The sequence below is a fragment of the Kitasatospora sp. NPDC087314 genome (assembly GCF_044744365.1).
Taxonomy (GTDB): Bacteria; Actinomycetota; Actinomycetes; order Streptomycetales; family Streptomycetaceae; genus Kitasatospora.
Map to the genome: position 1 here is coordinate 1 of NZ_JBIUYE010000045.1, position 3,345 is coordinate 3,345.

Annotated in this window: 1 protein-coding gene; it reads left to right on the forward strand. The window is 71.8% G+C overall.

Translation table 11 applies throughout. The annotated features are described in order from the left end of the window. Window positions 1-3,345: SDR family NAD(P)-dependent oxidoreductase (locus ACIO5E_RS39605; RefSeq protein ID WP_400677564.1), on the forward strand; the 3,345-nt coding region annotated here is incomplete at both ends.

A 3,345-nucleotide genomic window follows, 5' to 3' on the forward strand; every position in this document is an offset into this window, starting at 1 on the left:
AGGCGGCGCCATGGTCGCCATCAACACCACCGAAGACGAGATCCGCCCCCACCTCCACGGCCACGAACACCTCGTCGACATCGCCGCCATCAACAGCCCCACCTCCCTCGTCCTCTCCGGCGACCACACCACCCTCACCGAAATCGTCGACAAACTCCCCACCCACCGCACCACCTGGCTCCGCGTCTCCCACGCCTTCCACTCCCCCCTCATGGAACCGATCCTCGACCAGCTCCGCGACACCATCCGCCACCTCACCTTCACCCCACCCACCATCCCCCTCATCTCCACCCTCACCGGCCAACCCATCGACCACACCAACCCCGAACACTGGATCCACCACGCCCGCCACACCGTCCGCTTCACCGACGCCATCACCCACACCCAAACCCACACCCACCTCGAAATCGGCCCCAGCGCCTCCCTCACCCCCCACCTCCCCACCAACACCACCCCCAGCCTCCGAAAAGACCAACCCGAAACCCACACCATCACCACCGCCCTCGCCCACCTCACCACCCACGGCACCCCCGTCAACTGGCACGCCTACTTCACCAACACCGGCGCACGACACGCCCCCCTCCCCACCTACCCCTTCCAACACACCCGCTACTGGCTCGACCAGTCCGGGACGCCGCAGCGTGACGGCTCCACCGTCGATGCTGCCGAGTCCCGTTTCTGGGACGCGGTCGAGCGTCAGAACCTCCCAGCGCTGTCCCGTGAGCTGGGAGAGGATCACGACCGGCTCTCCGACGCGTTGCCGGCGCTGGCCGACTGGCGACGCCGCCACCGGGAGCAGTCCGTGGTGGACTCCTGGCGATACCGCATCACCTGGGCTCCGCTGACCGTCGAGGCCCGCCGGCTGTCCGGTACCTGGCTCGTCGTCGCGGCCGCCGCGCAGCATGGGCATCCCGATGTCCTGGCGGTTCTCGCCGCCCTGGGTGACGGCGGGGCCGAGCCCCGGCTGGTGGACCGCGTCACTGCCGACGATGGTGAAGTCGCCGGTGTGGTCTCCCTGTTGGCTTTCGACGACGAGCCCGACGGCACCCACCCGACGATGTCCCGGGGGCTCGCCGCGACGGTCGCCCTGGTGCAGAACCTGCAGCGCGCCGGGTCGACCGTGCCGCTGTGGTGCCTGACCCGCGGGGCCGTATCCATCGGCCGGTCCGAACCGGTGCACGCTCCGGCCCAGGCGCAGTTCTGGGGGATGGGGCGCGCGGTCGCGCTCGAATGGCCGGACGGCTGGGGCGGACTCGTCGATCTGCCCGCCACGCTCGACCAGCGGACGCTGTCCCGGCTGCCCGCGTTCCTGGCCGGTGGAAGTGGCGAGGACCAGCTGGCCCTGCGGGTTTCAGGGGTCTTCGGCCGGCGCCTCACCCGTGCCCCGCACGACTCGCCGGCGGCCCGTACGCCGTGGCAGCCGCGCGGCACCGTGCTCATCACCGGTGGCACGGGTGCGCTGGGTGGACACGTCGCGCGCCAGCTCGCCGACCGCGGCGCCGAGCACCTGCTGCTCGTCGGCCGCAGTGGGCCGGCGGCCGCGGGTGCGGCCGCGCTGGAAGCGGAACTGTCCGCTGCGGGGGCGCGGGTGACCATCGCGTCCTGTGACGTGTCGGACCGTGCGGCCGTCGCGGATCTCCTGGCGGCGGTGCCGCAGGAGCTGCCGTTGACCGCCGTCGTGCATGCCGCGGGCCTGGGCCAGCTGACACCGCTCGCCGACCTCGGGATCGACGAGTTCGCCGAGATCGTGCGGGCGAAGACGGCCGGCGCCACCCATCTCGACGAGCTGTTGGGCGAGCGTGAGCTGGATGCCTTCGTCCTGTTCTCCTCGGTGTCCGGTGTCTGGGGCACCGGCGGGCAGGCGGCGTACGGGGCGGCGAACGCGCACCTCGACGCGATCGCCCGCAACCGCCGCGACCGTGGCCTTGCCGCGACCTCGGTGGCCTGGGGGCCCTGGGCGGGAGAGGGCATGGCCCAGGGCGAGTCGGGTGAGCACATGCGTCGTCGCGGACTGCCCCCGATCCAGCCGGATCTCGCGATCGCGGCGCTCGAACGGGCGACGGGCGACGACGAGCCCTGCCACACCGTGGCGAACGTGCAGTGGGAGAGCTTCCTGCCCCTGTTCACCTCGGCGCGCCCCAGTGCCCTGCTCTCCGGCCTGCCGGAGGTGCGCGCACTGCTGAGTGCGTCCGAAGAACCGCGGGCCACGAACCCGAACCGGTTCTCGGGGCTCGGTGGCGCCGAGCTCCGGGCACGACTGCTGGCGACGGTCACGTCCGAGGCCGCGTCGGTGCTGGGGCACGCCACGGCCGACGGTGTCGCCGCTGACCGGGCGTTCCGTGACCTCGGCTTCGATTCGCTCACCGCGGTGGAACTGCGCAACCGTCTCGGTGCCATTCTCGGTGTCCCGCTGCCGTCCACGTTGGTCTTCGACTACCCGAACCCGGCCAGCCTGGTCTCCCACCTGCTGACGCTGTTCGGCGAGGACCCGCAGGACGACGACAGGGCGGCCCCGATCTCCCTGTCGGACGAGCCGCTGGCCGTCGTCGGCATCGGATGCCGCTTCCCCGGCGGGGTGCGCACCCCCGAGGACCTGTGGCAGCTTCTGGTGACGGGCGGCGACGCCGTGTCCGGTTTTCCCACCGACCGCGGCTGGGACCTCGCGTCGTTGCTGTCCGATGTCGGCACGCAGGGCAGCAGCACCGCGAACGCGGGTGGATTCCTGTACGACGCGGGGGAGTTCGACGCCGAGTTCTTCGGCATCTCGCCGCGCGAGGCACGGGCGATGGACCCGCAGCAGCGACTGCTGCTGGAGACCGCGTGGGAGACCTTCGAGCGCGCCGGCATCGACCCGAGGTCCCTTCGCGGCAGCCGGACCGGCGTCTTCGTGGGCGGCAACAGCCAGGACTACGCCTCGCTGCTCTACGACGACGCGCAGGGCACCGAGGGACATCTCCTCACCGGCAATACGCCGAGCGTGGCGTCCGGTCGGATCGCCTACACACTCGGTCTCGAAGGACCGGCCGTCACGATCGACACCGCCTGCTCCTCCTCCCTGGTCGCCATGCACCTGGCCGGCAGCGCCTTGCGCAACGGCGAATGCACCATGGCCCTGGTCGGCGGTGTCACCGTCATGGCGACTCCCCGGACGTTCATCGAGTTCAGCCGGCAGGGCGGCCTCTCCCCCGACGGACGGTGCAAGGCGTTCTCCGCCGACGCGGACGGGACCGGCTGGGGCGAGGGCGTCGGCCTGCTCGTCCTGGAGCGGCTCTCCGACGCCCGGCGCCTGGGCCACCCGGTCCTGGCGGTGGTGCGCGGCTCGGCGGTCAACCAGGACGGCGCCTC